Source organism: Modicisalibacter sp. (assembly GCF_055145905.1).
Genome location: NZ_JBSREH010000044.1, coordinates 100951 through 109534, shown reverse-complemented (window position 1 = coordinate 109534; position 8584 = coordinate 100951). Strand labels below are relative to the sequence as shown.

At 66.5% G+C, this 8584-nt stretch carries 8 protein-coding genes; 1 reads left to right on the top strand and 7 read right to left on the bottom strand.

Annotated elements, in window-relative coordinates; all coding sequences use genetic code 11:
• The 7 genes from ACTCB7_RS13415 to ACTCB7_RS13385 form a co-directional block, all read right to left on the bottom strand.
• On the bottom strand, positions 1–512 hold a 512-nt coding region (locus ACTCB7_RS13415), incomplete at its 3' end, for a SanA/YdcF family protein (RefSeq protein WP_463007041.1).
• Positions 513–606: 94 nt separating this feature from the next.
• Positions 607–1170 (bottom strand): putative Fe-S cluster assembly protein SufT, encoded by a 564-nt coding sequence (gene sufT, locus ACTCB7_RS13410; protein ID WP_263479067.1) that lies wholly within the window; start codon positions 1168–1170, stop codon positions 607–609.
• 20 nt (positions 1171–1190) lie between these two features.
• Positions 1191–2432 (bottom strand): SufS family cysteine desulfurase, encoded by a 1242-nt coding sequence (locus ACTCB7_RS13405; protein WP_463007040.1) that lies wholly within the window; start codon positions 2430–2432, stop codon positions 1191–1193.
• Positions 2416–3813: a Fe-S cluster assembly protein SufD gene (gene sufD / locus ACTCB7_RS13400; RefSeq protein WP_463007039.1), complete on the bottom strand. Its 1398-nt coding sequence runs from the start codon at positions 3811–3813 to the stop codon at positions 2416–2418. Before sufD ends, ACTCB7_RS13405 begins: the two co-directional genes overlap by 17 nt.
• A complete protein-coding gene (gene sufC, locus ACTCB7_RS13395; protein ID WP_224415291.1) occupies positions 3810–4562 on the bottom strand; it encodes a Fe-S cluster assembly ATPase SufC in 753 nt (250 codons plus the stop codon). Before sufC ends, sufD begins: the two co-directional genes overlap by 4 nt.
• 197 nt (positions 4563–4759) lie before the next feature.
• Positions 4760–6202, bottom strand: a complete 1443-nt coding sequence (gene sufB, locus ACTCB7_RS13390) for a Fe-S cluster assembly protein SufB (RefSeq protein WP_463007038.1) — start codon at positions 6200–6202, stop codon at positions 4760–4762.
• Positions 6203–6257: 55 nt separating this feature from the next.
• Positions 6258–6725 carry an SUF system Fe-S cluster assembly regulator gene (locus ACTCB7_RS13385; RefSeq protein WP_163647507.1) on the bottom strand — a complete coding sequence of 156 codons (468 nt, stop codon included), beginning with the start codon at positions 6723–6725 and terminating at the stop codon, positions 6258–6260.
• A gap of 419 nt (positions 6726–7144) precedes the next feature.
• Here ACTCB7_RS13385 and ACTCB7_RS13380 point away from each other — a divergent pair, with 419 nt between their 5' ends.
• Positions 7145–8506, top strand: a complete 1362-nt coding sequence (locus ACTCB7_RS13380; protein WP_463007037.1) for a UDP-glucose dehydrogenase family protein — start codon at positions 7145–7147, stop codon at positions 8504–8506.
• Positions 8507–8584: the final 78 nt, after the last annotated feature.

Here is an 8584-nt window from a genome sequence, read left to right as displayed (position 1 = left end):
TCGATGCCCGCCGCCAGCGCCAGATACAGCGCCCGCGGCAGATGCCAGTCCTGAGTGATCAGCAACGCCCGGTCGACGCCGAAGACCTCGTGGGCCCGCACGAGGGTGTCGAAGGTACTGAACCCTGCATAGTCGAGCGTCATGGCCGCGTCGGGAATATTGGCACGGCGCAGGTCGCGCCACATGGTCACGGGCTCGTTGTAGTAGCGCGTGCGGTTGTCGCCCGACAGCAGCAGGTGCCGAACGCGATGCAGGCGCATCAGCCGGGCCGCGGCATGCAGCCGGGCGGCATAATGCGGGTTGCGCTCTCCATCGCGGGACCAGTAGGACGTCCCGAAGACGATGCCGATGGGTGCCGTGCGGCACAGCAGCAGGTCATCCTGAATACGGTCGCGCGTGCGGGCGAGCACCCACAGATTGGCGGCCAGCACCACGCCGGCCGCCAGCAGCAGCAGCACTCCACCCAGCAGCGTCACGCGTTTCAGCCAGCCCATTGCACGCTTCGGCGCCATCGTCTCTCCATCCGAAGGAGTCATCAGCGCACGAATCCTACCCGGGGGCCCTCCCCGTCACAAGCGGGCATGACACCGGCGGCCGGGACGCACCTCAGAAGAGCCCCAGCTCGAGCCGGGCTTCCTCGGTCATCATCTCGCGGCTCCACGGCGGGTCGAAGACGATCTCGATATGTACCCGCGAGATCTGCGGCGCCCCGAGGATCTTGCGCCGCGCATCCTCGGCAATGACATCCCCCATGCCACAACCGGGGGCGGTCAGGGTCATGCGCACGGTGACCACCCGCTCGCCGGTGAGCAGGTGCTCGATGCGACACCCGTAGACCAGGCCGAGATCGACGATGTTGACGGGGATCTCGGGGTCGAAGCAGGTGCGTAGCTGGTCCCAGACGAACTGCTCGAGCGCGGCATCGTCGGCGTCTTCCGGCAGGGTCGGCCGTGGCAGCGGCTCGAGGCCCAGCGCATCCAGGTCACTGCCCTCGATCAGGTACAGCCGCCCCTCGTAGGTGACACTGACGGTGCTGCCCTTGGCCTGCATCACCCCGACCACTGAATCCTCGACCAGAGTGACGCTCTTGCCGAAGGGAATCGAGATCGCGTTCACGTCCCGCTGCAGGGGCATTTCCTGCCCCTTGTAGAGACTCTCCAGTTGCTCCATCGACACGCGTCCTCCCTCCCCTAGCGAACCATCTCGATGGCGCGTTTGAGTGCCGCGACGAAGATGTCGATCTCCTCGGGCGTGTTGTAGGCGGCGAACGAGGCTCGGCAGGTGGCGTCGACGCCGAACTGCTGGAGCAGCGGCTGCGCGCAATGGTTGCCGGTACGGATCGCCACGCCCAGCTGGTCGATCAGCAGCGCGATATCCTGAGCGTGCGCGCCCTCCACCACGAACGAGACCACCCCGGCCTTGTGCGGCGCGGTCCCCAGCAGGCGCAGCCCGTCGATGGCGGCCAGCTCGTGGTGCGCGTGCTCGAGCAGCCGGTGCTCCCAGGCGCGGATCAGGCCGATGCCGATCTCGCCCACCCACTCCAGAGCGCGCCCCAGAGCGATCACCTCGGCGATGGCCGGCGTGCCCGCCTCGAACTTGTGGGGAATCTCGGCATAGGTGGTGCCAGCCTCGAAGGACACCGTGCGGATCATCTCGCCGCCACCCTGCCAGGGCGGCATGGCCTCGAGCAGCGCCGCCTTGCCGTAGAGCACGCCGACACCCGTCGGGCCATAGACCTTGTGCCCCGAGAAGGCATAGAAATCGGCATCGAGGGCGGTGACGTCGACCACCTCGTGGGGCGCGGCCTGGGCGCCGTCGACCAGGATCAGCGCGCCGTATTCGTGGGCGATGCGCGCCATCTCGGCCACCGGGTTGATGGTGCCGAAGGCGTTGGAGACGTGGTTGACGGCCACCAGCCGGGTACGCTCCCCGACCAGCTCGCGGTAGGCAGCCATGTCCAGCGCGCCGCGCTCGTCGACCGGGATCACCCGGATGGTGAAACCGCGCTCGGCAGCGAGCAGCTGCCAGGGCACGATGTTGGAGTGATGCTCGAGCCGCGAGATCAGCACCTCGTCGCCGGGCCCCAGGTTGGCCCGGCCCCAGCTGTTGGCGACCAGGTTGATCGCCTCGGTGGTGCCGCGGGTGAAGACGATCTCGCGGGTCTCGCGGGCGCCGATGAAGCCGCGCACGGTCTCGCGCGTGGCCTCGTAGGCCGCCGTCGCCTCGTCCGCCAGGGTATGCAGCCCGCGGTGGATATTGGCGTTGTAGTGCCGATAGTAGTGATCGAGCGTCTCGATCACCTGCCGCGGCGTCTGGCTGGTGGCGGCATTGTCCAGGTAGATCAGCGGATGGCCGTGAACCCGGCGCTCGAGGATCGGGAAGTCGCGACGTACCCTGACGACGTCCAGGGTCAGATCAGTCATTGCGGTCATGGCCCGATGCCTCCTCGAATGCCTGCTCGTCGAGCAGCGCCGCCTCGACCAGCCCGCCGAGATTGAAGCGTTCCGGCAGCTTGCCGGCCACCGTGAGTTCGACACGCTCGGCGACGGCGTCCAGCTCCACCTTCTCCATCACCTCGCCGGCGAAGGCCAGGGTCAGCAGGCCCCGGGCGGTCTGCGCGTCGATGCCGCGCGCTCGCAGCGCGAACACGGCGTCCTCGTCGAGCTGGCCGGTGGTCGCCCCGTGGGAGCACTTGACGTCATCGGCGTAGATCTCAAGCTCCGGCTTGGTGTCGATCTCGGCGCGATCGGAGAGCAGCAGGTTGGCGTTGCTCTGGTGCGCCTCGATCTGCTGGCTGTCGCGCTTGACCACCACCTTGCCGTTGAACACGCCCCGGGCACGATCGTCCAGCACGCCCTTGTAGTTCTCGTTGGAGAACGTCAGCGGCGCGTTGTGATTGACCAGGGTGTGGTTGTCGACATGCTGGCGCCCCTGGGCGAAGAACAGCCCGTAGTAGTTGGCCTCGGCCCCCTGGGCGTTGAGGTCGGCCACCAGGTCGTTGCGCACCAGCGCGCCGCCCAGGTTGACGGTGAACGAGGTGAAGCGGCTGTCGCGCCCCTGCTCGACCTGCAGGCTGCGCACCAGCAGGTCGTCGAGCGGCGACTCCTGCAGGGTGTAGTGGGTCAGCAGGGCGCCGCGCTCGAGGATGGCCTCGGCGACCACGTTGGTGAAATTGGCGGCCGTCGGGTCGCCGACGTAATGCTCGAGCACCGTGGCCTGGCTGCGTGCCCCGGCCTGAATCAGCACCCGCGGATGGCTCATCACCGGCCGCTCGCCGGCCCGGGAGAGGAACTGCAGCAGGATCGGCGTCTCGACCACGGTTCCCGGCGCCAGACGAATGACGGCGCCCTCCTCGGCGAAGGCGGTGTTGAGCGCGGCGAACGGCGAGAACTCGACGCCGGTCAGACGGCCCAGCACGGCACCCACGGCCTCGTGGTTGTCGGCCAGCGCCCGGGTCAGCGGCTCGACGCTCGCGCCAGCGGGCAGCGCGCCGGTATCGGAGAGCTCGGGCGCGAACACGCCATCGACGAAGCTCAACCGGATCGCCTCGATCGGCAGCGTCAGGGCGGCGGCCTGGGCCGGCGAGAAGTCGGCGTCGTCGGCCAGCGCGAATTCCCCGTCACGGATGCGCCGCACGTCGGTGTACTTCCACTGCTCGACCCGCCTGCCGGGAAAGCCGATCGCCTCGAAGCGTGCCGCCGCGGCCTGGCGCCGCGCAGCGATCCAGGTCGGCTCGGCACCGCGCACCGCCTCGCGCGCCTTCAGCTTCTCGAGAAAGCGCTGTTCTGCACTCGGTTGGGTCTTGTCGCTCACGCCGCAGACTCCTCCTGCACCCATTCATAGCCGCGCGACTCGAGTTCGAGCGCCAGGTCCTTGTCACCGGACTTGACGATGCGACCATCGAGCAGCACGTGGACCTTGTCGGGCACGATGTAGTCGAGCAGACGCTGGTAGTGGGTCACCATCAGCACGGCGCGCTCCTCGCTGCGCAGCGAGTTGACGCCCTCGGCCACCACCTTGAGCGCGTCGATGTCGAGGCCGGAATCGATCTCGTCGAGCATCGCCAGCCGGGGCTCGAGCACCAGCATCTGCAGGATCTCGTTGCGCTTCTTCTCGCCGCCGGAGAACCCCTCGTTGACGGCGCGCTGCAGGAAGCTCGGGTCCATCTTCATGAACGCCAGCTTCTCCTTGACCCGCTTCATGAATTCCGGGGCCGGGACCTCGCCCTCGCCGCGGGCCGCCCGCTGGGCGTTGAGCGCCGCCTTGAGCAGGTAGATGTTCTTGACGCCGGGAATCTCCACCGGGTACTGGAAGCCCAGCAGCAGCCCCGCCCGGGCGCGCTCCTCGATCTCCATCTCCAGCACGTCCCGACCCTCGAAGGTGATCGAGCCGGCCGTCACCTCGTAGCCGTCCTTGCCCGCGATCACCGAGGACAGCGTCGACTTGCCCGCGCCGTTGGGACCCATGATGGCATGCACCTCACCGGCGTTGACCGTCAGGCTCAGCCCCTTGAGGATTTCCTTGCCGTCCACCGACACGTGCAGATCTTTGACTTCGAGCATGTGTTGCCACCTTCAATCTGGATTCGAGGGCGCCATCGCGCCCTCCGACGAATACGTTGCCATATCACCCTCGAGAAACGCGCGAGCGGCGTCTGGGCCAGGCGGCAGCGGGCGAGAGAAGCGGAGTTGACGACTGTCAATGAGCATTCTCGAGCCCGCTGCCAACGCCGCACAGGCGTCGCGCAGCCGTTTCCCGGTTAACCCACGGCGCCTTCGAGCGTCACGTTCAGCAGCGCCTCCGCCTCCACCGCGAACTCCATCGGCAGCTCCTGGAAGACGTCCTTACAGAAACCGTTGACGATCATGTTGACCGCGTCCTCCTCGGAGATACCGCGCTGGCGGCAGTAGAACAGCTGGTCCTCGCCGATCTTCGAGGTGGTCGCCTCGTGCTCGACGGTCGCCGTGCTGTTGCCGATCTCCTGGTACGGGAAGGTGTGTGCGCCGCAGCGGTCACCGATCAGCAGCGAGTCGCACTGGGTGAAGTTGCGCGCCCGCTTGGCGCGCGGGCCGATCTTCACCAACCCGCGATAGGCCTGGTCGCTGCGCCCGGCAGCGATGCCCTTGGAGACGATGGTCGACTTGGTATTCTCGCCGATGTGGATCATCTTGGTGCCGGTATCGGCCTGCTGGCGGCCGTTGGTCACCGCCACGGAGTAGAACTCGCCGACGCTGTCCTTGCCGCGCAGCATGCACGACGGGTACTTCCAGGTGATCGCCGAGCCGGTCTCGACCTGGGTCCAGGACACCTTCGAGCGGTCACCGCGGCAGTCGGCGCGCTTGGTGACGAAGTTGTAGATGCCGCCCTTGCCGTCCTCGTCGCCCGGATACCAGTTCTGGACCGTGGAGTACTTGATGTAGGCGTCTTCCAGCGCCACCAGCTCGACCACCGCGGCGTGCAGCTGGTTCTCGTCGCGCTGGGGCGCCGTGCAGCCCTCCAGATAGGAGACCTGGGCGCGCTTGTCGCAGACGATCAGGGTGCGCTCGAACTGGCCGGTGTTGGCGGCGTTGATGCGGAAGTAGGTGGACAGCTCCATCGGGCAGGTCACGCCCTCGGGCACGTAGACGAAGGAGCCGTCGGTGAAGACCGCCGAGTTGAGCGCGGCGAAGTAATTGTCGCCCTGCGGCACCACGCTGCCCAGGTACTGCTTGACCAGCTCCGGGTAGTCGCGGATCGCCTCGGAGATCGAACAGAAGATCACGCCCGCCTCGGCCAGCTTCTCCTTGAAGGTGGTGGTCACCGACACCGAATCGAAGACCGCATCGACCGCGACACCGGCCAGTGCCGCCCGCTCGTGCAGCGGAATGCCCAGCTTCTCGTAGGTCTCGAGCAGCTTGGGGTCAACCTCGTCGAGGCTCTGGGGACGATCCTCGGGCTTCTTGGGCGCGCTGTAGTAGGAGATCGCCTGATAGTCGATCGGCGGGTAGTCGAGATGCGCCCAGGAGGGCGTCTTCATCTTCAGCCACTGGTGATAGGCCTCGAGCCGCCAGTCGAGCATCCACTGCGGCTCGCCCTTCTTCTGCGAGATGAAGGCAATGACGCTCTCGTCGAGTCCCGGGGGCACCGTGTCGCTCTCGATGTCGGTCACGAAGCCCTGGGTGTACTCGCGACGAACGAGTTGCTCCATTTCCTCTGTTGCCATGATTCTCCCCTCCGGGCGCATCGCACTGCACCCTGTCATCAAGCCTTGGTCGACGTCAGCCCTCGGCCGTGGCGGCCAGGGTCACGCTCTGTATGGGTAACTGCACCGGCAACTTGAGCGGCTCGGCGCGCGCCAGATGCGCCAGGGTCACGCTGTCGAGCAGGGTGCGCACGCCCACGGTGACCCGTTGCCAGTTGTCGGCGACACCGCAGCTGCTGGCCAGGTCACAGTCCCCGTCGGCCTGGCTGCATTCCGTCATGGCGACCGGCCCCTCGATGGCGGCGATGATGTCGCTGGCGGTGATCTCGCCGGGTGCCCGCGACAGGCGATAACCGCCCTGCGCGCCCCGCCGCGAGGTCAGCAGCCCGGCCCGCACCAGCATCTTCAGCGTCTTGCTCACGGTGGGATGCGGCAGCTGCACGGCACTGGCCAGGTCGGCCGCCGCATGTGCCCGTTCCGGGTGGCGGGCGATCTGCGCCATCACCACGGCGGCGTAATCGGTCAGTTTTGACAGCTTGAGCATCGCGATCCTCCAGCCTGTCGGAATTGGGGACCATTTTAGTCCTCTATGACGGCGCTGTGAAGCGCCCGCTGAGGCCGGTACGGCCATCGAGTAAGAAAACAGTGTGCAAAAATTCACCCGGGCGCATGTTGACCTTTGTCGATGGAGCCTCTACGCTATTTGACGTTACCCGGCGATTACATAACTTAACCTTGCTAATTTAGAAAAGATCGCCAGGTCGCGGCAGTATGTCACCCCCCGGTAACGGTGCTGCCCGACAATGACATAATACCGGCGAGAACCAGGCAGGCATGCCGTTCTCGCCCCGGGCCCAAGGAATGGATTTCAGTCGCAGCCCGGCGCGCTCGCGTGGCATTTGGCCCAGTGGCCAGACGCATTGCAGATCGTGACACCAGACAACCACCATGGAGAGGTGCAAGATGCGGATTACCATCTTCGGATCAGGCTATGTCGGCCTGGTCACCGGTACCTGTTTGGCCGATGTCGGCCATGACGTCGTCTGCGTCGATGTTGACGCCGACAAGATCGCGCGGCTCAACCGCGGCGAGATTCCCATCTACGAACCCGGCCTGGAGTCGATGATCGCGGAGAACCGCGATGCCGGGCGCCTGCGCTTCACCACCGACGCCGAGGAAGCGGTGCGTTTCGGCAAGCTCCAGTTCATCGCCGTGGGCACGCCGTCCGACGAGGATGGCAGCGCCGACCTCAAGTACGTGCTCAAGGTTGCCGAAACCATCGGCCAGCACATGAACGAGTACAAGGTGGTGATCGACAAGTCCACCGTGCCGGTGGGCACCGCCGACAAGGTCCGCGATACCCTGCGGCGCACCCTCGAGGCCCGCGGTGCCGACGTCGACTTCGATGTCTGCTCGAACCCGGAATTCCTCAAGGAAGGCGCGGCGATCGAGGACTTCTCGAAGGGCGCACGCATCATCGTCGGCACCGATTCGGAAGCCGTGCGCAAGGCGATGCGCGAATGCTATGCCCCCTACAACCGCAACCATGAAAAGCTGATGTTCATGGACGTGCGCAGCGCGGAGCTGACCAAGTACGCGGCCAACGCCATGCTCGCCACCAAGATCAGCTTCATGAACGAGATCGCCAACCTGGCCGAGCGCCTGGGGGCCGATATCGAGCATGTGCGCCACGGGATCGGCTCGGACCCGCGCATCGGCTATCACTTCATCTACCCCGGCTGCGGCTATGGCGGTTCCTGCTTCCCCAAGGACGTCAAGGCACTCGCCCAGACCGCCACGGACATCGGCTATGACGCCCAGCTTCTGGGGGCGGTCGAGTCCGTCAACCTGCGCCAGAAGACGCGCCTCTTCGAAAAGCTCAACCAGGCGTTCGACGGCGACCTCAAGGGCAAGACCATCGCCCTGTGGGGCTTGGCCTTCAAGCCCAACACAGACGACATGCGCGAGGCGCCCAGCCGCGAGCTGATGGAAGCGCTGTGGGACAGCGGTGCCCGGGTCCAGGCCTTCGATCCCGAGGCTGCCGACGAGTGCCGCCGCATCTATGGCGAACGCGACGACCTGGTACTGGTCGACCGGCGTGACGACACCCTGGAAGGGGCCGACGCCCTGGTCATCTGCACGGAATGGAAGATCTTCCGCGCGATCGACTTCGACAACCTGCGCCAGACGCTGCGCACCCCGGTGGTCGTCGACGGGCGCAACCTCTTCGACCCCGAGATCGTCAAGGACGCCGGCCTGCTCTACTACGCCATCGGCCGCGGCGAATCCCTGAACCGGCAACAGGCAAGACGCGCGGCCGCCTGAGCCGCCGTCACCGGCGGGCCGCGCCTGGCGTTGCTCGCCGTTCCCGGTCTTCCCGCGATTGCCGACCGCACCGGCCGG